This window comes from Moritella sp. 28, from assembly GCF_018219435.1.
Lineage (GTDB): Bacteria > Pseudomonadota > Gammaproteobacteria > Enterobacterales > Moritellaceae > Moritella.
Window position 1 is genome coordinate 4815177 of the sequence record NZ_CP056121.1, and the last position, 22303, is coordinate 4837479.

The following is a 22303-nucleotide window of genomic DNA, read 5'->3' on the forward strand; positions in this document are numbered from 1 at the left end:
AATTCGTTATAATTAAATTTATTTTTTGATTTTTTGATTTTTAAATCTTGAATATTTTTAAGGTATCGTTATTTGGTATGGAGAATATAGAGAAGAAGAAATAATTGACCTGAAAAATGGTGCTGATACCCAGAATCGAACTGGGGACCTCATCCTTACCAAGGATGCGCTCTACCGACTGAGCCATATCAGCAAATTTGGAGCGGGCGGCGGGAATCGAACCCGCATTATCAGCTTGGAAGGCTGGAGTAATAGCCATTATACGACGCCCGCATGCGTCCTGAATACAAAGTGGTGGAGGGAGAAGGATTCGAACCTTCGAAGGCTGAGCCGTCAGATTTACAGTCTGATCCCTTTGGCCACTCGGGAACCCCTCCACATATTGTACTTCAGTAACGAGTTAAATGGTGCCGACTGCCGGAGTCGAACTGGCGACCTACTGATTACAAGTCAGTTGCTCTACCTACTGAGCTAAGTCGGCGGCGTCACTTAACGAGGAAGGATATTAGAGTAAGCCCCGACCTCTTGCAACCTTAATCGATAAAAATCAGTTCTTTTTTGCTCTCATGGTGAAATATTAGCCATTTCGACTAAGCTTCGACTAAAAATCATTAGTAAGATCAATATTAGATTAAGTATCTGCACGTCGTAACGATACTTCACCACCAATTTGTGGACTAATAATGCCATTAATTTCTAATAACAACGCCCCACTTTGATCAATACCTTTCGCAATACCGTATTTTTTCTTATTTCCGACGCTAACTAACACAGGACAATTTTTAAATGCATCACAATTGTTCCACTCTTCTACAAAATGTCCAAAACCAAACTGCTCGAAGTCAGTTAATATTTTGATTAGGTGTGTTAAATAACGCGTGGCTAGTTCATTACGATCAAGTAGGTGCGGTAATTGCTGATTTATATCAGTCCAAGCTTGATCAATTTCCAATCCGGCTTGTAATGGCATATTCACGTTTAAACCCAGGCCAATGACTAAATGGCATTCACCACCTGCCGTCGCAATAATCTCGACGAGTACACCTGCAATTTTTTTACCATCCACATATACATCATTTGGCCATTTCAATTGGGTATTAGCAATACCCAACTCTGTGAGTGTACGCGCAACAGCAATACCAATCACTAAGCTGAGTCCAGATGCAGCTTGAATACCAGCGTCTAAACTCCAATAAGTACTGGTGTAAAGGTGTGAACCATAAGGAGACACCCACTTTTTACCACGGCGTCCTCGTCCGGCGGTCTGATATTCAGCAAAACAACTGTGACCTTTGGTTAATAACGCCGCTTTATCCAATAAATGCTGATTGGTCGAACCAAGCACTTGATGACTTTCAATACTGACACCACTACCGTCTGCGATCAGTTGAGCATCGAGTAATTGTAAAGGTGCAGAAAGCTTATAACCTTTACCTGTCACTTTAAATACATCCAGACCGATGCTTTCTAATACTTTGATCTGCTTACTTACTGCCATGCGGCTAACGCCCAATCTTTCACCAAGAGCTTCTCCAGAATGAAACTCACCATCTGCCAGTAAACGAATCAGTTGCTGCCTTGATACCGTCATATTAACCACGACACACCTCCGCTAGATTGGTTTCGCCATCACGACCCATAAAGCGAACCTCATGGTGTAATTCAATTGCAAATCGCGCCATCACCGTGGCTTGGATATGCTTTGCTAGTGCAATAATGTCGCCCGCGGTTGCAGAACCCGTGTTAACAATAACCAGTGCTTGTTCCGTGTGTACTTGTGCTCCACCTTGCTGGTAACCTTTTAGATTGCATTGATCAATTAACCAGCCTGCGGCTAGTTTAATATCATCACCAGCAGGATAATGAGGAATGTCAGGGTGCTTAGCCACAATAGCGTTAAATTGCGTTAAATTGATGATCGGGTTTTTAAAAAAACTACCTGCATTACCGAGCTGATTTGGATCCGGTAATTTTTGTTGCCGCGTAAGGCAAACCTGCTTAAAAATTGCTAATGCCGAGACGCCAGCCCCTAAATTCGCTAATGGTCCGTAGTTAATTTTGGCAATCCAAGGTTTGTGTAGTTTAATGCCGACAGCAGTGATCACCGCGCTGTTTTTAAGTTCACCTTTGAAAACACTGTCACGATAACCAAATTGACATTCTGCGGGTACATAACGCTGTACTTTCAGGCTTTCGATATCAAGTACATCCACATAATCACAGACATCCTTAAATTCAACGCCATAAGCGCCAATGTTTTGTACTGGTGCGGCTCCGACAACACCCGGAATCAACGCCAGATTTTCTAAACCATCATAGCCTTGGGTCAATGACCATTCCACAAATTCATGCCAATTTTCTCCAGCCGCCACATGTAAACAAACCACATCATCTGCCGATTCATTCACTGCTATGCCCGTCAAGCAAATACGGATAACAAGTCCATCAAAGTCATCGCAAAATAATAAATTACTACCGCCGCCAAGAATTAACCGTTGAGGCGCAGGGATCTGTAGTGCTAACTTAAGCTCACTTAACGTGGTAACGGTGACAAACTGTGTGGCATAAGCATCAACACCAAAGCTGGTATAAGGTTTTAAATTGTGATTTTTTAGTATTTGCATGAAATAATTAACACTCATAAGGCATAATTCACTGCAGATAATAACGTATCTGCATGCAAAACCGAATAATAAAAGGCAACAACATGCAGTTTCAATGGTTAAAAAAAATAGAGAACCCATTAGTTAAGCCCTTCTATAAGCAATATTTGCCCTATTCAAGACCCAATAAAGCAGAGCATATTGCTGTATTAAAAGAGGGTAATAGCATTGTAGCTTGCGCGCGATTACGCCCTATTGGTGAGTTATCTTTATTAACAGGTATGTTGGTCGCTCCCGATCACCGAGGCCAACGCCTTGGCCACCATATTTTACGGCACATGCGCTCTCAATTTCAGAATAATAAAACGTTCACTTTTGCTTTGCCTCATCTTGAACAGTTTTATGGTCAGCATGACTTCTATCCGACAACGCAAGCGCCGAACGATATACAGCAACGTTTTTTAGCCTATCAAAAACAGGGTAAACAACTGCTGTTATTAGGATTTAATGATTCGAATCAAGCTAACATCTGATTATCTTTATAATAAGGTGAAATTACGTTAAGCTGATCACAGCCCATATTTAGATTAATAGACATCATGACAATTAAAACAGACGAACTTAGAACTACCTATATCGACCAGGTGATCACTCCAAGTCAACTGGTTGAAGAGTTTCCATTATCTGATAACGCTGCAAAACAGCTAATCAATAACCGTCGTGAAATAGAAGCGATTATTGAAGGCAAAGACAAACGCCTACTGGTTATCATTGGCCCTTGCTCAATTCATGATACTAGCGCGGCGTTAGATTACGCTCGCCGTCTAAAACCATTGCAAGAGCAGTATAAAAGTAGCTTAGTTATTGCAATGCGTGTGTACTTTGAAAAACCACGTACTATTGTGGGCTGGAAAGGTTTGATCAGTGATCCTGACTTAAACGGTCAATACCAAGCGAACAAAGGCTTACGCTTAGCACGTAAATTGCTCGTTGATATTACTGAAATCGGTTTACCAATCGCGACCGAATTTTTAGATATGGTTAACGGTCAATACATTGCAGACTTAATCAGTTGGGGTGCAATTGGCGCGCGAACCACAGAAAGCCAAGTTCATCGCGAAATGGCGTCAGCCTTGTCTTGCCCTGTCGGTTTCAAAAACGGGACTGATGGCAATACCAAAATTGCTATCGATGCCGTACGTGCAGCACAAGTTCCACACATTTTCTACTCTCCAGATAAAGATGGCTTGATGACGGTATATCAAACACACGGCAATCCATTTGGTCATGTGATCTTACGTGGTGGTAAAACACCTAATTATGCTAAATCACACATTGACGTAGCGACCAAAGCATTAAGTGATGCAGGTTTAGCACCGTCTGTCGTTGTTGATTTTAGCCATGGTAATAGCCAGAAGGTACACACTAACCAACTAAACGTAGCTGAAGATGTAATGGCTCAAATGCGCACGGGTAGCATGCAAATTTCAGGTATCATGGCAGAAAGCTTCATTGAAGAAGGTAACCAAGCTGTCGTTGCTGGTGAGCCTTTGGTTTATGGTAAGAGTATTACCGATGCTTGTATCCACTGGCAAGATACTGAAAAATTATTAGCGGATCTAGCCCTGGCAGCAAGTGATCGTATCGCGATTGCGTAAGCTAAGCGTTATATTATAAAAACGAAAAAGCCGCGTTAATAACGCGGCTTTTTGTTATCTAATCAATCACGATTCTATGTTTATAAAATGATGAGTTATAAAATAATACTTTGTAAATCTGCACCTTTACGATTGAGCACATGTATTGATTGAATACGACGAATAGTGCCCGACTTACCACGAATAACCAAGGTTTCCGTCGTTGCAATATTACCTTTACGCTGCACACCTTCAACAAGATCGCCTTTAGTGATACCTGTTGCGGCAAAAATCACATTATCGGTTTTCGCTAATTTATCCAATGGTAAGATCTCACCAACAACCAAGCCTAATGCCTGACAACGTGAAATTTCGATTTCACCTGCCGCGCGGTTTTCAGGAGTATCACCTTTCACATCATGACGCGCTAATAATCGCGCCTGCATGTTGCCGTCCATAGCCCGAATAGCAGCAGCAGAAATAACACCTTCAGGCGCACCACCAATACAATACATCATATCAACGTCACTATCTGGCATACAGCACAAGATAGACGCGGCAACATCACCATCGGGTAACGCAAACACACGTACGCCCATTGCTTGCATGCCTTTGATTTTATCATCGTGACGAGGTTTTGCTAAGGTCACTACAGTTAGCTCACTGATGTCTTTATCTAGCGCGTGAGCAACATTACGAATATTGTCTTCAAGGGATAAACGTAAATCAATGGCGTCTTTAGCATCAGGGCCAACCACTAATTTTTCCATATACATATCAGGTGCTTTTAGAAACGCGCCTTTTTCGCCGACAGCCAATACTGCAACTGCATTAGATTGACCCATTGCTGTCATACGGGTGCCTTCAATCGGATCAACAGCGATATCAACCGCGTCAGCTCCGGCTATTTTCGTACCGACTTTCTCGCCTATATACAACATAGGTGCGTCATCGATTTCGCCTTCGCCAATAACTATTTCACCATCAATATCGATTTTATTTAGCATCACACGCATGGCTTCAACAGCAGCGCCATCAGCAATATTCTTATCTCCGCGGCCTAACCATTTATAACCAGCAAGAGCAGCGGCTTCAACGACACGCGAAAATTCAATGGCAAGTGTACGATTCATGTCTTAACTCCTATATATAAGTGGGTACACTTTAAAGCACCACCTATCTAATTACAATTTGAGAGTACTCATATTTAAAACGATTATCTAAAACTAAGCACTCCCAATACAACAGCATCATTATGCGCTAATCACGACATCCGTTTGTGGAATGCAGCTACACGCCAATATTTTCTTCGCCTTTTTACCATCATCTGTTAATGCATGGTCAGCGAGTACACGCACTTCTCCCGACTCTAACGTTACACGGCAAACACCACAATAACCTGCACGGCAGTTATAGGGGATGTTCACGCCATTTCTTTCAGCTTGTTCTAATAATGTCGTTTTATTGTCACCTACAAAACTGGTATCCCAACTATCCAATAAGATATTCACTGGTTCACTAGGTGTTTCGGAATGTTTATGATCACCAAAACTTTCTTGAAATTGCTGTTCAGCTGGTACATTCAATGCCGTTAGCGCAGCTGCCATTGTCGTCATAAAGGTTTCGGGGCCACAAACATAGGATGATCGGTCACTAATGTCGCGCACCACATCAGCCAGCATTTGCTGATCAATACGTCCCCTTAACCCAGTCCAATCACTCTGTGTACTTTCAGCTGTCAAGGTTAAGGCTAAACGCATATTGGTATGCTGACGCGTGAGTAATTGCAGCTCATCAAGCGCAATCAAATCTACCGCCGTTTTTGCACTGTAGAAGAAGACGATATCTTTATCACACTCAGTGTCAGCATAATAACGCGCCATTGAGAGCATGGGAGTAATACCACTACCCGCCGACAATAATAATAATTTTGGTGTCGTGGCTGTAAAAGCATGAAACGGCCCACGTGGTGATGACGCCCCTAACCGATCGCCAACCGCTAAATTGTCATTAAGCCAATTTGACGCTTTACCATCTGGGACCCGTTTTACCGTGACAGCTAACAAATCCGGTCGGCTTGGTGATGATGATAAGGTATAATTACGCATCACCAGATCATGACCAATCTTTAAATTAAGGGTAATAAATTGACCCGGTTTATAATTCAACAAAGCGGCAGGCTCGACACGAAAACGAAATGTTTTAGTATCAGGCGTTTCATCGATAACTGCTACACAGCAAAGTTGTCGGGTTTCATTTTTATCCCACAAAGTTTTAGCCTGTAGCTCAGTATTATGGTTCACAGCAGCCTTTGGTGCTGACACAATTGGTCTTTGTTTAGGGCGGTTATCAGCATAAAATTTAGGCGTGTGATATTCCAATACTTCAACTCTATCACCAAGCTTAATTTCCGCATCGTTATGACTAACTAGATTTTGGCCAAAATCAATCTTACCATCATTACCTTTGCGGAATAAACTTAACGTCTTAAGCGGCTCTTTGTCTTCAGCAAAGCTTATTTTTCCCGGGCTTAATGTCGTAAAGATACAACGCTCGCAGGGTTTCACTAATTCAAATTCAGCATTACCAATTTTGATCCGTTTCCAACTATCTTCTGCAAATGGTTCACAGCCCGTCACGATGAAGTTAGCTCTAAATTGGCTCATCTCAATTGGTCTCAGTGTGCTGCGATTTAGTTCATCAAGAGAGGCTTGTGAGATTAATAAAATCGGATATCCATCAGCAAAACTTAATTGTTTATCAAAATTAGGAACCTGACGTGAAGAGCTAGTTCCAAAATAAAGTAATTGGCAGTCTATCTGTAAGAACTTACCTAGCCATTGATTAATGTTTTCGCTGCAACGTTGACCTCGAATTATAGTCCCCCAAACCGTTACATCTGTATAATCTTGCAGTAGCTCTTTAAACGTGAAAGCAATCGGTGGCATCTGTGGCGCTGAAAGCATGATACCTTGCGCCACGACTTCAATTTTAATCGTCGTGATTTTAGGCTGAGTTCGCCCCGTAATAAACTGTCCTTGCATGTCACTAATAACAAATCGACGATCATGATCCAAGCCCATTTCACTCACGTGAGAAGAGGTTAAGTTAATTGCTTTTGCTGATTTCAGTGGATAAATAGCAAGTGCTGATAAATTTAGGTTAGCCACGAATTAATTCCCTTACTGTAACGACGTTAACACCTTCAGATAACTGGTCATATAACTGAAAGCGCAATAAAATACTGGGCAAGATAGTAGCTTACAATAATAACCGCATAAGCACTATGGAACTGTTTTTTAAATCGGTCGAGTGCTAATGTCGCATCTGAAAACAAAAACACTATCGCACCAATAAATGCATACATACTGGCCGAGCTATTCAAGCTAAGGTAACGCTCACCACTGACCCAGGCCATTATTACGATGATACTCATATAAACCAATACCGGTGCTTTCATTTCTGCTAGTGACGACCACAATAGGGTTAAGTAGATCATTGCTATAATAGCCAAAGGGAAGATAAGTGACCAAGTATAAGTCAACTCCAGTGCAATCGAAAATGCAATAATGTAAGCAATATGCGCCAACAAGAAACTCAATAATCCCGGTATGAAGCGGTCCTTGGGTAACATAAGGAAAATATCCCCCAAGGTTGAGAGCAATAAACCAAGTAAGATCAGCCAGACATAATCATTAAACCCCGGTGCAAGATACCAACACAAAGCAGCTATAGAAAGTGTGGTCACAGGCTTAAACAGATAAAATAACCACTTTCGGTCTTGGTAGGCACCATATAAATGCAATATCGCGCACGCAGTGATAATAATAGTACTGGTGATAATCGTCGTTGTAAATTCCATTTTGACAGGTCCCATCTCATCGAATAAATACTCGAGTCTGAGTCATATCCACCGTAATGAGCAAGTATTAAAGCGGTATAAATGTGCGTGGGTTAACATTTATAAACATAACGATCTGTAATTTAAGTCTAACGCTAGACAGAAATCCACAAACTGTACTAGTTTATTAGCTCATAAACCTTAGGAGGTATAAGTATGGAACAGCAACAAGCACTACAAAATCATCTGATCGCAATTGAAATGTATATTTGCCATTTAGGTAAAACATTTGAAGAAGCTTGCAACGAACTGAACTTAGATATCACCGATCAGTTAGCACTAAAAAGCATGATAGTTTCATAAGATCAACTTCGTCAGCCTTTAAAAGAGAACCATTTACCCTACTCTTCTAAGCTGACTTTACACTCTTTATTAATCGGCAGGACCACGTCTGTAACGGGTATTTCAAAATCAAGTACGCGTACCGTTTCGTCAATTAAAGCTTGCTTGGATATCGGTTTATTAATATAACCGTCCATTTCTGTATGCTTACAGGTCACTAAATCAAACTTAAATGCATCCTCTATAAGCGCTATAATGGGAGTGTTACTATTATTACTCGTACCCGCACGAATCATCTTGGTCGTTGCAATACCATCTGGACCAGGGATCTGCATATAAATAATATCGAAAGTGTATTTTTGGATCAAATCTAGACCTTCTAAACCTGTACTCGCAGTAAACACCTGCATTTGCAATTGCGTCAGCGCTTGCTGAAAAACAATTTGATTCATTTTATTATCTTCGATCAATAATACTTTTAACCCTGCTAATTTATCTAATGCTAAATCACTACTACCAATAATATGCTGTGTGCGTAATTGGTAAGCATGAGGCAACCTTAGATTAATCTTAAATTGTGCACCCTCACCTAATTTACTTTCGACTTGTAAACGACCTTGCATTAAGTTAATCAAACGGGAACAAATCGCTAAACTTAAGCCTCCACTCGGTAAATCATTAGATTTATGATTATAAGGTAGCTGCTCGTTATCAAACAAATGCGCGAGTTTAGTAACTGGAATACCAATGCCAGTATCACTAATCGTAAACACAATATCTGCTACTGCCCCTCCTTCATTTGTATCATCGACCTTGCTGCAATTGACTTTAAGTTCAACAAAGCCTCTATCGGTAAACTTCAACGCATTCGCAACCAAGTTGACCAGCACTTGTTGTAACCGAACCGGGTCACCGATATAAAACCGATGCAGATCGTCACTATAATTCAGGCTAAAGCGTACGCGTAAATTGTTATGCACAAACGGACGTAGCGAGGTGTAGACTTGATCGAGTATTTCTAACAAATCAAAACGAACTTTAGCGAGTTCTAAATTACCCGATTCGATTCTCGAGTAATCTGTCACATCATTCAGTACCATCTGCATATGATTAGCAGAGTGCTTCATTAACTTCAGATATTCTGCGGATTTAATATTTTGTGGCATTTCACAAAGTAACTCAGCGGTACCTAGAATACTATTCATTGGTGTTCGAATATCATTACTTAAACTCTCGACAAATTGCTGCTTGGATTGCGCCAACAGTATTTTATTCACTCGAGGTTCGGTCATTGTCTCTATCTGGTCATTCAATAAGTCAACTAATCCATCCAATTCTATATAAGGAGAGCTAAATGGTTCATGATGATTATCTTTATCAGCAATCGCGTCATGGCACTTTTGTTGTAGTTTCGCTAATGGCTTGGAGACTAATTTGTCTAACACCAATTTAGAGAGAACAAGCGAGATTAATAATAGCGGCAATATTGTTAATAAAAGGTTTATTTTTAAGGTAGTAAATGCATCTATAAATAATGGGTTAACTTGTTGAACAGTCACTTCAATCGCAATAAAAAAAACCGCAATAACCAACGCCAACATCACTAACAATAATGTTCTTATTTTACTGTATAACGAATATTGTAAAATGACTTTACTTGAATCAACCTTGATATCCCGCATACCATACATCCTTCTATTACCTATATAGTAAATTTAGCTAAAATTGTAAAAATTGCTGCAATAACTCATATTTTTCATTAATAACAAATGCACAATACGCTTTTAAAAAGGGATAATGATTTATTTCTGAAGGCATCTTCTGTTTATGCTGTATAATACTCAGTAGTCACTAGAAAATAGGGTTGGAATTTGAGCTGTGCTCCTATATAGTTCTCGCCCCTAAATAATTTCTAGCAATTATTTTAATTCTATTTAAGAGGTAGCTTCTTTGCGCTTTCAAGATTTCGGTATCGACCCACGTTTAATCAGTTCAATCAAGCATTTAGGATTTGAACAAGCAACAGAGGTGCAGGAAGCAGCTATTCCACTTATTTTAGGTGGCTGTGACATCATGGCTACATCGCAAACGGGTAGTGGTAAAACCATTGCTTATGGTCTGCCAATATTACAACGTATGTTAAAGCAGCGTCGTTTTGAGCATCGCGCTGTACGTGCAGTGATCTTAGCGCCAACGCGTGAGCTTGCGATCCAAGTGCATGCAAACATGAAACATTTGGGTATGAGTCTGGATTATCAAATCCAACTGATTATTGGTCGTGAGTCTTTCCAGCACCAAGAAAAGTTATTACGTAAAAATCCAGAAGTCTTAATTGCGACACCAGGTCGTTTGCTTGATCATATCCGTGAAAAATCAATTTCGCTTGAGCACTTAGAATTCTTAGTGCTGGATGAAGCTGATCGTATGTTAGACATGGGTTTCCGTGATGATGTATCTGCAATCTCAAACAGTGCACCAAACGTAAAACGTCAAACGATGCTGTTCTCTGCAACACTAGAGCACGTTGACGTTGCTAATATTTGTAACCAAGTATTACGTGCACCAGAACGTATCGAGATTAACCGTTCAAACGATCAACATGAGAAAATTGAACAGCGTTTATTTTTCTCTGATAATCTGACGCACAAAGAAGAACAATTAGTTCATCTTGCTAAGACCGAAGACTATCGCCAGCTGCTAATTTTCACAGCAACAAAATTAGATACAGAACGTCTCGCAAAACTATTAGTTGATAACGGTATCAATGCCACTTCAATTCACGGTGACATGTTACAAAATCAACGTAAGCGTACGTTAGAAGATTTCCGTCGTGGACGTGTTGAAGTCTTAGTGGCAACAGACGTTGCCGCGCGTGGTCTTGATATTCGTACATTAAGCCATGTTATCAACTTCGATTTACCGATTAACCCTGAAGACTTTATCCACCGTACTGGTCGTACAGGTCGTGCTGGCGCAACAGGTATTGCAATCTCACTCGTAAGCCCGAAAGACTGGACTTCATTTGGCAAGATCCAAAGTTACTTAAAAGTTAAACTGCCTTGCATTATGTTAGAAGGTTTTGAAGCTAAGTTTAAAGGCCTTAAACCAAAACCTGCGAAAAAACGTTTACCAGAAAGTAATAAAGGGCGTCCAACTAAACTCGCGCGTAAAGGTGATAAAAACGCACCGAAACACAAGCAGAATACGGCTCCTAAGCAAGATAAGAAACAAGCTATGCGTGATTCAATGGCAAGCGCCGTGGATGGCGGTTTCGCGCCGATGAAGAGAAAGCCAAGAGCTGAAATCATCGATGATGGTCACGAAGAAGATTAACAATCTGACTGTATTAGCCCGCACAATCTGCGGGCTTTTTATTAGGCAGATTGTATCCATGAAATATATGGATATAAAAGTAATGGTACTGTGATAGAAATGTGACAACCGATAGCTAAGATTTAAATTAACATTTAATTTGAATATCGAGGCTATTATGAAGTTTATCTACATACCACTACTTTTTTTAACCATACTGCTTGCAGGCTGTGATGACCCAAACTCCTCCAGTATAAATAACATCAACCCAAACGATGACGTCGTTTACGAACTTACCTTTAACTCCAACTGGAGTGCAGCTAACTTTCCAACAAATTACCCCGCGACAGCACACTTTTCTGGCTTAATAGGCCTTACCCACAACAACCAAATTAATATTTTCAGACGCTCTGAGTTAGCTAGCCCTGGAGTCATTGTTGTTGCCGAAACGGGAGAAAAAGGCACACTAATAAATGAAATAAATACGCACATCACCAATAACGATGCCGACAAAATCGTCGACGGCGCTGGAATCCCTACAGGTAGCAACTCGGTTTCATTAAGTTTCTCTGCTAACACCAATTATTCTTACTTCTCAATCGTATCTATGCTGGCACCTAGCCCAGACTGGTTTATTGGTATTGATAATTTGCAACTATATGAAAATAATAAATGGAAGAATAATTTAACCCTAAATCTACGCGTATATGATGCAGGCAGCGATAGTGCAGACACTTTTACTGCAGCTAATGCACCTCAAATAAACAAAGATGTTATTACACGCCTTACAACAGATTCGGCAGATACTAACTTTTTCGATGGAGTTCATCGTGACAATGGTACATTTATTGGTACTATTACACTTAAATTAAAACCTTAAGTACGTATTAAGCAGTTAAGTTATCTAGCTATGTATCCAAGGTTATTCACTAAGCAACTGCCAGCTTTTTCGCTGGGAGTTGCTATTTATTAATGAGGACTTTGAATATGGCTGGACTAAGCTTAATTGCCCTACTCGATGATATTGCGTCGGTATTGGATGATGTGGCACTGATGACCAAAGTCGCCGCAAAGAAGACTGCGGGTGTATTAGGTGATGACCTCGCACTCAACGCAGAACAAGTGTCAGGGGTAAGCGCAGATCGAGAGCTACCTGTGGTTTGGAAGGTTGCTAAAGGCTCTTTTAAGAACAAAGCTATCTTAGTACCTGCGGCCCTACTCATAAGCGCTGTAGCACCTTGGTTAATTACCCCATTATTACTTATCGGTGGTTTGTTTTTATGCTTTGAAGGGGCTGAGAAGCTCCATCATGCTAAATCCACATCCGCTCATGAAGATAATAGTGATGATGATGGATTAACGGGACTATCCGTTGAAGAATTTGAAGATAAAAAAGTTAAAGGCGCAATTAGAACGGATTTTATTTTATCTGCCGAAATAATTGTTATTGCCTTAGGTACGGTACAAATACAGTCATTAACAACCCAGCTAATTGTAGTAAGCTTAATTGCCTTAATCATGACAATCGGCGTTTATGGTCTTGTTGCCGCCATCGTAAAAATGGATGATGTCGGCTTGTATCTCGTTAATAACAGCCAAGCAAAAAGTATCAAACACTACCTCGGTAATGGGCTACTGACTTTCGCGCCAAAACTAATGCGTTCGTTAGCAGTGATCGGGACAATTGCAATGTTTCTTGTTGGCGGCAGTATTGTCATTCACAGTATTCCTGGCTCTCACGATGTCATCCACACACTACTGACGATGTTACCTGATGCATTCGCACATAATGCAATTGTAGCGGGAGTAATTCCTGTGATAATTAATGGCTTAATGGGGTTACTGGCAGGTTTTATTGTGTTGATGGTGGTGACGGGTATACAAAAGCTAAGAAACTAACTACATAACTAGCATGAGTAACGATAATGAAGACACCATCATACATCAGTGTCACAGTCGTTACTCATCAGTCAATATTCGTATTAAACGCTAAAGCTTAACACCAAACTTCAGGTTTAATCGCAATACAGCTCTCGCCAGATAACACTTGAATATCTCCATCTTGGATCATCAATTGTAGCTCCATATTACGGCTATATAACTGCGCCATTTGCTCTGCCGTTTCATCATTAATAAACTGAATAGATAAGTTATCTGCGCTGTATTTTATTTTCTTAAACCATAATGCAGCACTGCGATCGCCGTACGTATAAACCGTCGCTTTCTGTGCTTGATTGCTGGCTTTCTTTAGACGTTTGTCCGATGGCTGACCTAAATCAATCCACTGCTCAATCACACCAATATCAGATTTAAACCAGATATCTGGTTCTTCATCTTCGCCTAAACCTTTAGTAAAGCTTAAACGAGCTTCAGCATCAACATTTAGCATCCAAGCAAGTAGGCGTAACATCAGACGGTTATCATTCTCAGATGGATGCTGAGCCAGAGTCAGAGGAATATCATTAAGGTAAACATGATTATCAAGATCAACGATTGATACTTTTGCTTTTAAAATGGTTGCTGTTAAAGCCATGGAAGTCACTAATAAAGGGAATATGACAGGCATGATACACCAGTCTTTAGAGCAAGAAAGCTTAAGGCAAAAAAAAAACCTAATAATCGCAAATTGCTTTCACAACCTGCCAACTATTAGGCTTTATCGAACCGTACTAACTAATGTTTTATAACATTATGAAACCACTTCAATTGGTCCACCGAACGAATTAACTGCCGGCGCTTTACCTTTGAATTTCTCAAACTCAACCTGACATGTATTTGCCGATGTTGCTTGAGCAAGTTCCGAAGAACCGATATCCAATGTTAGGTTATTTGGATCGCCATAAGTACAAAGTGAACCGATGCTTTCATCTTCAGGACCATACCAAGCCCCCTCTTCAATACGAATCACATTCACAGGGTAGTTATCATCAACTACCGCACCCGCTAACAACTGACCACGATCATTGAATACGCGTACGATGTCTCCATCTTTAATGCCACGTTTCTTCGCGTCTGCAGAGTTCATGTAAACTGGCTCACGACCTTGGACTGTGTAAGTAGCACGGAACTTTTCTGATTCACACATTTGTGAATGCAGGCGTTTATTCGGGTGACAAGACTGCATCCATACAGGGAATTCAGCTGATTTTGGACCACCATGTGAACGCTCTGTTTTCTCGAACCACATAGGGTGACCTTTACAGTGCTCATAACCAAAACGTGCAATCTTACGGCTATAAATCTCGATAAAACCAGAAGGCGTACCAAGTGCGTTAACTTCAGGATCTTCACGGAAGTCTGCATGACGAGTCCAGTTTTCACCATCACCAAAGTGGAAGTAACCTTCTTTCCAGAATTCATGGAAATCAGGCATATCCCATTTACCAACATTCGCATCTTTTGATTTGTTATACAGCTTTTCTAACCACTGAACTTCACTCTTACCTTGAGTATACTCTTTACTCTTACCCCAACGTTTCGTTAGTTCAGTAAAGATCTCAAAGTCAGTTTTAGATTGGAATAGCGGGTCAACTAGCTTCTTCATACCCAGTAAACCTTTCGCACGGTATGAACCATAGATATCTAAATCGTTACGTTCGTACTGCGTACAAGCTGGTAACACGATATCAGAAAAACGACACGTTGCAGTCCAGTTATAATCAATCGCGATCACTGTTTCCAGTTTCTGGAATGCCTCTTTCATATTGTTGCGATCTTGATGTCGATGCCAAGGATTACAACCCGTGAATACCATCATTTTTATATCAGGGAAGGTGATTTTTGAACCATTGGCATCAATCACTTTACCTGGATTTTGCAGCGCATCAACGAAGCGTGCTACAGGGATCGTAGAGCTGGTACCTTTGAAATCTTTGCTTTCATGGCGAGGCTTTTGACCTGAATCAGGGTTACGTGGGAATGAACCCGCACCAACTGCCCCAGAAGTAGGTACACCAATAGAGCTGTAGTGATGACCATAGCTAATACCACCGCCAGGTAGGCCGATTTGACCAATCATGGCAGCTAATACCGCGCCCATCCAATATGGTTGTTCACCATGTTGCTGACGTTGGATTGACCAGCCAAATAAGAATTGAGTACGACCGTTAGTAATTAAACGAGCGAAATCACGGATGTCATCAGGCGATACGCCACAAATTTCACTCGCCCACTCAGGCGTTTTCTCAACTTTATCTTCTGTTTCACCCTGCACGTATTTCAAGAATTCTTCAAAACCAAGCGCATAAGTATCTAAGAATTTCTTATCATGTAGATCTTCTTTTACCATAGTATGTGCTACAGCAAGCATGAACGGTACATCGGTATGTGGATTGATGTATCTGTGTTCATTACCTAAGAAGTTTTGCGTTTTGTTCTTAACCGGATCGACACTGATAACACGGATTTTCTTTTCAGCAACTTTAGTTTTTAGCGCTTCCAGATATTCAAAGCTATCATGTGTTTCACAGTTCCAACCTACTTGTAAGTTTTTCACTGGATCCGTTGCCCATAAGATAATCGTTTTACTATTATCTAGGATTAACGGCCATGATGTACCCGGTGCATATACTTCTGTCGAACCAAGTACGTAGGGTAGAATTGTTTGACCAGCACCCGTAGAGTAATCGCCAACATCTTTTACTGATGCACCGTGCATCGCGATTGCACGCGCCATATGGCTACCACAGCTATGTAGTTGACCAGTTGCACGCCAACCGTTAGCACCTGTATGTAGCCCTGATGGGCCATACGTATTCTGAACACGTTCTAATTCTTCATAGAACATATCTAGAGCTTGATCCCAAGTAACACGGATGAAGCGATTATCGCCACGTTGTTTTGTGTTACTTTTCTCCCGGTTCAAGTACCAATCGAGACGAACCATAGGGTAACGAACACGTGATGGACTATAGATAATACCTTCAATGCCTTGCAGCATATCAGTTGGATATTTATCTAATTCAAACGCTTTAACTTCTGTAACTTTACCGCCGTGGATCTTAGCGCGGAACGCCCCCCAGTGCGAACCAGTTAACTTCCATTCAGCACGCTCAGCCATTGTCGCTGCGCTTGCTGTTTTTGGTACTAATAAACTAGGACCAATCACAGCAACAGCTGATGTCGCCATCACACCTTTTAAAAAGGAGCGACGACTGACAGATACATTTTCATTTTTAGACTTTTTGTCTTTATTAAACATAGTCATACTTCTCTTTGAATTAATGAGCATCTTTGCTGTAATCAGATGAATGGTTTTGTAGATACTTCAAGATCACGTCATGTGTGTCGCCATCTAAGTTCACAAAACCTTGCATGCCGGCAAACATACCAACCCAAGTATTTGCATCAAAATGAGCTTCTGCTGGTTGGGTATGACAAACACTACATGTGGTTTGGTAAGCGTCTTTCGCGTAATCCCAAATGTTTTGTAGGCTTTCTTCATAACCTTTTTTATCAACCCATAGTGTGAACGTTACTTGTTCCCAAGGTAGACCAGTTAGATCATCTTCTTTCTTATCACCACGAACGAATAGCGATTCATCTTGTGATGCTTCTTTTGATAATGTTGCTTGCACAATATTTTTAGCAAAATCGAAGTACAGCACGCGACCGTAACCTTTAGCTTTATGCCAAGTCACTAATTCAACTTGCAGGCGGTTGCCAGATTCAGCGATAACTTTAAACTTAGTCGCTGGTGTTAATACGCCCAGATACTCAGGTTCTTTATCATCTTTATAAAGTGGTGTTTGCACCAGAGAGTAGTACTCTTTACCAATTTCAAATGAGTGACCTTCTAGGTCTTTCGCCATTTTACCTAGTTCACTGATTGCAGAGGTATCCATTTCAGGTAGGTGGTGGGCAATACCTTTATGACAATCAACACAAGATTGATCACGCTCAGCCGCTTTACGCATTTGTACTTGCGCACGTTCAGACATTTTGGTGAAATCCATGCTCTTATAGTCATGACAGTTTTTACATTCTAAAGAACCGTTGGCTTTAAATCGAGCCCATTCGTTCTGCGCTAAGTGTAAACGCTTAGATTCGAATTTTTCTTTGGTATTCACCGTACCTAATAACCAACCAAATACGTCTTTACTCGCACGCGCTTTGGCTGCGATTTTGTTTTGCCAGCGATGAGGAACATGGCAATCAGGGCAAGTAGCACGGACACCACTACGGTTTGACCAGTGAACCGTACTTTGGATTTCTTGATAGTTATTTTCTTTCATACTATGACAAGAAATACAAAATGCTTCTTGGTTTGTCGCTTCTAGCGCGGTATTGAAACCACCCCAGAAAATAACGCCCGCAATAAAAGCAGCACAAGTCACAACACCTAAAGAGATATGTTTACTTGGTTTATTAAACACACGCCAAGAGCGAGCGATTATAGAGAATAATTTTTTCATTACTGTAATACCTGGATAATGAGTAATTGATTAATTTGATTAATGCGAAGGTAGGCCAAAAAGGATATGACTCATCCAAATGACAAACCCATAACCAAATACACTAACGGTAGCGAGGATTGGAAATAAGAACACCGTTAAGAAGACAAATAACTTCCATTCGGCCTTCTTCTCGACTTTCTTGACCTCTACATTGCTTGCTTGTTGTTTCATCTCAAATTCCTGCAGCTAGATGATATATAAAATTAGAGTTTAGGACAGTGTAAAGCAAGGTCAAGAACGATTAATTGCAGCAGATCAAGGAAAGGTTACTTTATAAAACAAATAAGTATTTTTTTAGTGCCAAATTGTAACTAAACACAGCGGTGCGCTATTTTCGTCTACTAGATAGCAGGAGTATCACTAAAAAAGCATATATAATGGGTTCTATCCAGCCAGACTTCACCGACAGATAATAATGAACGGGGGTTAAAACTGCAGCTAGGTATATGAAATTATGTAACTTTTGCCAATTACGCTGCATTTTACGACGTACACACATTGGCGAGGTTAATGCTAATAATAGTAAAATAATAAAGGCAACCATGCCAAGCCAAATATACGGTCTTTTTATCAACTCTTGAAGAAATAAACCGAGATCCCAGCCTAAATCGAGCCAAGCAAAAGCAACTAAATGTAACGTTGCATAAAAAAAACAATATAAACCGACCAGACGACGGGTTGAGATCAACAACCCTTCTTTGTAACGCTTTGCCAAAGGTGAAATAGCTAAGGTGGCGAGTAATAAATTTAATGCGCCTTTACCCAAAAAATGGATCACAGCTTGCACTGGATCACCACCCAATGCATCAGCATTAATTGCTAACCCGAGATATACTAATGGCATAATGGCCAGTATATGAATATAAGCCTTTAAATACGGCATACGTTTATAGGTTAGCACTGGCATAATTAAATATACCTCTTCAGATCCATACCTTGGTATAAGCTAGCGACCTCTTCATCATAACCATTGAAAGCTAATGTTTTTATACGTTTAGAAGAAAAAACACTGCCATTTCCAATACGACGTTCAGATGCTTGGCTCCAACGCGGATGATCCACAGCTGGATTAACGTTGGCATAAAACCCATATTCACGAGCAGCAAGACGATTCCACGTAGTTGGTGGTTCTTTTTCTAATAAATGGATTTTAACGATTGATTTAATACCTTTAAAACCATATTTCCACGGCACAACCAAGCGGATTGGCGCACCATTTTGTGGCGCAAGAGTTTTACCAAACGTACCGACAGAAAGTATGGTTAATGGGTGCATCGCTTCATCCATACGTAAACCTTCGACATAGGGCCAATCCAGATTACCACCCAGATAAGAAGATGCTTGCCCCGGCATTTGTTGTGGATCATATAGGGTTTCAAACGCGACATATTTAGCTTTTGATGTTGGATTAGCTTTTTTAATAATTTCAGCTAGCGAAAAACCGATCCACGGAATCACCATTGACCACGCTTCTACACAACGCATACGATAAATACGCTCTTCCAAATCCGCCACTTTAAATAAATCGTCATACCCTAAAGTGATTTCTTTTTCCACCGCACCAGTGATCGTCAGTGTCCATGGTTCAACCTTAAAGTTCTGGGCATTTTTTTGGGGATCTGTTTTCGCCGTGCCAAACTCATAAAAATTATTATGTGATAGTACTTTTTTCTCAGGCGTCCAGATCTCACCATCGGCGTAATCTTTACTGCCAATGAATTTCAATGGCGATTGCACAAACGCCTGACTGTGGGCTTTTTTCTTACCACTATCAAAAATATCAAAGATGCTTGCTTGTGCTGGACTCGCAGCGGCTAAACCAACACCAGCAAGGCCTAATTGTTTGAGGAATTGTCGACGTTGCTGATAAACAGGTTCCGCAACAACATCATTTTCACTTGCTTGAGATTTTTTTTTACATTTAATAATCATTCCGTTACCTGCTTGGTTAACTTCCCATATACTAATCATGAGCTATTTAAGCAAATTGTTCATCACAGAGTTATCACAATAGCGGCACAATTTGATCTAAATGCAGCACAACCTTATATAAATACGGGAGTAGCTCTCAGTTTTCGATTATGATTTTTTATAAGTCCTTTTTTTGGCTGGTTTTTTCTTAAATCGTCCACCTGCGGGCTTGCCGCTTGAAAGACCACGTAAACCATCCGGTAGTGTTGCTTTAGCCTGCTCAATCATGCCTGCTAGCTGCTGTAATAAACCGCCCATAAAATGCTGGTAGCTGGCTTCTTTTTTACTGATACCATCAAGTACAGATTCCCATTGAGCAGTCATATCCGGTAAGGTCGCCGATTCAGGTAACGCATTAATCAAGCCTTTACCAGCGTCCGTGGATAAAATTAGTTTGTTATTACGTACCAAGAAGTTACGTCTAAATAACAGTTCAATAATCCCCGCACGCGTGGCTTCGGTACCGAGCCCATCTGTGTCTTTTAAGATCTTACGGATCTCACTGTCTTTGACATAACGAGAGATCCCTGTCATCGCCGCAAGTAAAGTGGCATCACTAAAATGTTTCGGTGGCTGAGTTTGTTTTTCAACACACTCAGCGTGTTGGCATAACACCTGTTCACCTTTTTTAATGGTCGGTAATTGCGCGGCCAATTCTTTCTCAGCTTCAGTTTGTTTGGCATTGATCCCTGCTGATTTCGGAAATAATATTTTCCAGCCTTGATTTAAGGTCATTTTGGCTTTAGCGATGAACAAACCACCCGCAATAGTTATCTCTGCAACCGTGTCCGCATATTCATAAGGTGGATAAAACTGACATAAATATTGCCGTGCGACTAATTCATAAATATTTTTTTCACTGCTGTTAAGACGCTCGACACTGCTGCTTTTTTCGGTCGGGATAATGGCATGGTGGGCCTCAACTTTACTGTCGTTCCAGGCTTTGCTCCGTAAACTTTGATCAGCATTTAAGGCTGCTTGCTGCAATGACCCGCTAGTTTTGGATATTGCGTTGATCACACGACCACGGTGCCCGTAATGTTCCTTGGGTAAATAACGACTGTCTGAACGCGGGTAAGTAATGAGCTTATGCCGTTCGTACAAAGCTTGGCAGGTATCTAATACTTGTTGTGCACTCATACCAAAACGCTTAGCACCATCAATTTGCAGTGAAGATAAATTATATGGCAGTGGCGCGGCTTGCTGTTTATTTTTCTTTTCCAACTTAGTGACTTCGCCCATTTGACCTTGGACGCGGCTGACCACATTTTCAGCCAATTTTTTGACCAGTACCCGACCGTCTTCATCCATATACGGACGACATGCTTCACTCGGTTTCCACTTGGCGGTGAACATCTCTTGCTGCTGGGTTTCTAAATGCACCAGCACTTCATAAAAAGGTTTACTGACAAAGTTAGCGATCTCGATATCACGCCTCACCACTAAACCCAAAATCGGGGTTTGTACGCGCCCGACAGACAACACACCTTGGTAACCGACTTTTTGGCCCTGTAAAGTATAAGCACGGGTCATATTCATGCCATATAACCAATCGGCACGCGAACGCGCTAATGCCGACACAGACAAGGGAATATAATCACTGTTGGCTTGCAAATTATTCAGCGCTTTTTTCACCGCTGCTGGGTTGAGGTCGCTGATCAATAAGCGTTGGGCAGTATTTTTCTTTTTCGCTGGGGTTTTTAGAAATTCAATCACCTCATCCACCAGCAATTGCCCTTCTCTATCAGGATCGCCTGCATGCACAAGACTGGTCGCTTTTTTTACCAAACCTCTTAATACGGTCAGTTGTTTACTGGTATTGGGCTTTTTCTTCAGTTGCCACGTTTCAGGTACGATAGGTAAGTGCTCTAACCGCCACTTTTTAAACGCTTCATCATATGCATCCGGCTCTGCTTGTTCGAGCAAATGACCAATACACCAAGATACGACATCACCGTTACCGACTTCAATATAGCCTTGTTGTTTCTTATGCGGTTTAGGTAACACATCGGCAATAGCACGACCAAGGCTGGGTTTTTCGGCAATATAAAGTTTCATGATGTTAACAATTACGGACTGTATGAATAAACAGTTAATGTAGCTAATTTCGACGTGTAAGTCTATGACTTAAAAATGGGGGGG

At 40.9% G+C, this 22303-nt stretch carries 19 protein-coding genes and 4 tRNA genes; 6 read left to right on the plus strand and 17 right to left on the minus strand.

What is annotated here, in order from left to right; genetic code table 11:
* Positions 1 to 117: 117 nt before the first annotated feature.
* From HWV02_RS21405 to murB, 6 genes are all read right to left on the minus strand, one after another.
* Positions 118 to 193 (minus strand) — tRNA-Thr (locus tag HWV02_RS21405).
* Between the two features lie 5 nt (positions 194 to 198).
* Positions 199 to 273: transfer RNA gene (locus HWV02_RS21410), tRNA-Gly, on the minus strand.
* Between the two features lie 19 nt (positions 274 to 292).
* Positions 293 to 377: transfer RNA gene (locus tag HWV02_RS21415), tRNA-Tyr, on the minus strand.
* A gap of 28 nt (positions 378 to 405) precedes the next feature.
* Positions 406 to 481: transfer RNA gene (locus HWV02_RS21420), tRNA-Thr, on the minus strand.
* A 150-nt stretch (positions 482 to 631) separates the two neighbouring features.
* Positions 632 to 1591: a bifunctional biotin--[acetyl-CoA-carboxylase] ligase/biotin operon repressor BirA gene (gene birA / locus HWV02_RS21425; RefSeq protein WP_249185562.1), complete on the minus strand. Its 960-nt coding sequence runs from the start codon at positions 1589 to 1591 to the stop codon at positions 632 to 634.
* A gap of 1 nt (position 1592) precedes the next feature.
* Positions 1593 to 2624 (minus strand): UDP-N-acetylmuramate dehydrogenase, encoded by a 1032-nt coding sequence (murB, locus tag HWV02_RS21430; protein WP_211680361.1) that lies wholly within the window; start codon positions 2622 to 2624, stop codon positions 1593 to 1595.
* 83 nt (positions 2625 to 2707) lie between these two features.
* On the opposite strand from murB, the gene HWV02_RS21435 reads away from it, so the two are divergent.
* Positions 2708 to 3136 carry a GNAT family N-acetyltransferase gene (locus HWV02_RS21435; RefSeq protein WP_211673343.1) on the plus strand — a complete coding sequence of 143 codons (429 nt, stop codon included), beginning with the start codon at positions 2708 to 2710 and terminating at the stop codon, positions 3134 to 3136.
* 66 nt (positions 3137 to 3202) lie between these two features.
* Complete coding sequence (locus tag HWV02_RS21440) at positions 3203 to 4261, plus strand: 3-deoxy-7-phosphoheptulonate synthase (RefSeq protein WP_211677792.1); 1059 nt, start codon at positions 3203 to 3205, stop codon at positions 4259 to 4261.
* Between the two features lie 95 nt (positions 4262 to 4356).
* On the opposite strand, the gene glpX is transcribed toward HWV02_RS21440, so the two are convergent.
* The 3 genes from glpX to HWV02_RS21455 form a co-directional block, all read right to left on the minus strand.
* Positions 4357 to 5373 (minus strand): class II fructose-bisphosphatase, encoded by a 1017-nt coding sequence (gene glpX / locus HWV02_RS21445; protein ID WP_211677793.1) that lies wholly within the window; start codon positions 5371 to 5373, stop codon positions 4357 to 4359.
* Positions 5374 to 5493: 120 nt separating this feature from the next.
* On the minus strand, positions 5494 to 7410 hold the full coding sequence (locus HWV02_RS21450; protein WP_211689298.1) for an MOSC N-terminal beta barrel domain-containing protein: 1917 nt from the start codon (positions 7408 to 7410) through the stop codon (positions 5494 to 5496).
* Positions 7411 to 7457: 47 nt separating this feature from the next.
* Positions 7458 to 8102, minus strand: a complete 645-nt coding sequence (locus tag HWV02_RS21455) for a lysoplasmalogenase (protein WP_211689299.1) — start codon at positions 8100 to 8102, stop codon at positions 7458 to 7460.
* A gap of 195 nt (positions 8103 to 8297) precedes the next feature.
* Between HWV02_RS21455 and HWV02_RS21460 the strand changes: the two genes are divergently transcribed.
* Positions 8298 to 8444, plus strand: a complete 147-nt coding sequence (locus HWV02_RS21460; protein ID WP_211673348.1) for a hypothetical protein — start codon at positions 8298 to 8300, stop codon at positions 8442 to 8444.
* A 38-nt stretch (positions 8445 to 8482) separates the two neighbouring features.
* Here the strand turns inward: HWV02_RS21460 and HWV02_RS21465 are convergent, their stop codons facing one another.
* A complete protein-coding gene (locus tag HWV02_RS21465; protein ID WP_211689300.1) occupies positions 8483 to 10105 on the minus strand; it encodes a hybrid sensor histidine kinase/response regulator in 1623 nt (540 codons plus the stop codon).
* Positions 10106 to 10373: 268 nt separating this feature from the next.
* Between HWV02_RS21465 and HWV02_RS21470 the strand changes: the two genes are divergently transcribed.
* From HWV02_RS21470 to HWV02_RS21480, 3 genes are all read left to right on the plus strand, one after another.
* Positions 10374 to 11756 carry a DEAD/DEAH box helicase gene (locus HWV02_RS21470; protein WP_211677797.1) on the plus strand — a complete coding sequence of 461 codons (1383 nt, stop codon included), beginning with the start codon at positions 10374 to 10376 and terminating at the stop codon, positions 11754 to 11756.
* 157 nt (positions 11757 to 11913) lie between these two features.
* Positions 11914 to 12615 (plus strand): spondin domain-containing protein, encoded by a 702-nt coding sequence (locus HWV02_RS21475; protein ID WP_211677798.1) that lies wholly within the window; start codon positions 11914 to 11916, stop codon positions 12613 to 12615.
* A 107-nt stretch (positions 12616 to 12722) separates the two neighbouring features.
* Positions 12723 to 13634, plus strand: a complete 912-nt coding sequence (locus HWV02_RS21480; protein WP_211677799.1) for a DUF808 domain-containing protein — start codon at positions 12723 to 12725, stop codon at positions 13632 to 13634.
* A 97-nt stretch (positions 13635 to 13731) separates the two neighbouring features.
* On the opposite strand, the gene HWV02_RS21485 is transcribed toward HWV02_RS21480, so the two are convergent.
* The 7 genes from HWV02_RS21485 to HWV02_RS21515 all read right to left on the minus strand — a co-directional run bounded on the left by HWV02_RS21485 (position 13732) and on the right by HWV02_RS21515 (position 22219).
* Complete coding sequence (locus HWV02_RS21485; RefSeq protein WP_211677800.1) at positions 13732 to 14268, minus strand: YaeQ family protein; 537 nt, start codon at positions 14266 to 14268, stop codon at positions 13732 to 13734.
* 156 nt (positions 14269 to 14424) lie between these two features.
* Complete coding sequence (gene torA / locus HWV02_RS21490; RefSeq protein WP_211677801.1) at positions 14425 to 16941, minus strand: trimethylamine-N-oxide reductase TorA; 2517 nt, start codon at positions 16939 to 16941, stop codon at positions 14425 to 14427.
* A gap of 13 nt (positions 16942 to 16954) precedes the next feature.
* Positions 16955 to 18148, minus strand: coding sequence for a pentaheme c-type cytochrome TorC (gene torC / locus HWV02_RS21495; protein WP_211677802.1), 1194 nt, complete (start codon positions 18146 to 18148; stop codon positions 16955 to 16957).
* 39 nt (positions 18149 to 18187) lie between these two features.
* Positions 18188 to 18361, minus strand: a complete 174-nt coding sequence (locus HWV02_RS21500) for a periplasmic nitrate reductase, NapE protein (protein ID WP_211677803.1) — start codon at positions 18359 to 18361, stop codon at positions 18188 to 18190.
* 157 nt (positions 18362 to 18518) lie between these two features.
* Positions 18519 to 19097 (minus strand): protein-methionine-sulfoxide reductase heme-binding subunit MsrQ, encoded by a 579-nt coding sequence (msrQ, locus tag HWV02_RS21505; protein ID WP_211677804.1) that lies wholly within the window; start codon positions 19095 to 19097, stop codon positions 18519 to 18521.
* 2 nt (positions 19098 to 19099) lie between these two features.
* Entirely contained in the window at positions 19100 to 20122 is a 1023-nt protein-coding gene (msrP, locus tag HWV02_RS21510; protein ID WP_211677805.1) for a protein-methionine-sulfoxide reductase catalytic subunit MsrP, read from the minus strand.
* Between the two features lie 147 nt (positions 20123 to 20269).
* Positions 20270 to 22219, minus strand: coding sequence for a DNA topoisomerase III (locus HWV02_RS21515; RefSeq protein WP_211689301.1), 1950 nt, complete (start codon positions 22217 to 22219; stop codon positions 20270 to 20272).
* Positions 22220 to 22303 lie beyond the last annotated feature (84 nt).